This is a genomic window from Planomonospora algeriensis, from assembly GCF_977012225.1.
Window position 1 is genome coordinate 1 of sequence record NZ_CDRNDK010001193.1, and the last position, 223, is coordinate 223.

The 223-nt window shown below is 68.2% G+C and carries 1 protein-coding gene; it reads right to left on the minus strand.

The window, feature by feature from the left end:
* On the minus strand, positions 1-181 hold a 181-nt coding region (locus ACWJ6R_RS38390), incomplete at its 3' end, for a hypothetical protein (RefSeq protein ID WP_449066855.1).
* Positions 182-223: the final 42 nt, after the last annotated feature.

The window sequence follows — 223 nt, forward strand, 5'->3', positions numbered from 1 at the left end:
GTTCCTCCTCGTCGTCGAACTCCTCATCATGGTGCTCCCCCACCGCCGGGGAGGGATTGAGGAACACCTCGATCAGGTCGGCGGAGCCGTACCGGTCACTGAGCAGTTTCTTCGACGGGAACTCGGCCCGGCCCGCAGGCCGGGCGAGTACGCGGCCGTCGGTGGCCCGGTAGAAGGCCACATCATGCCCCTGGGCAAGCCACCGGTCGAACGCCTGGGCGGT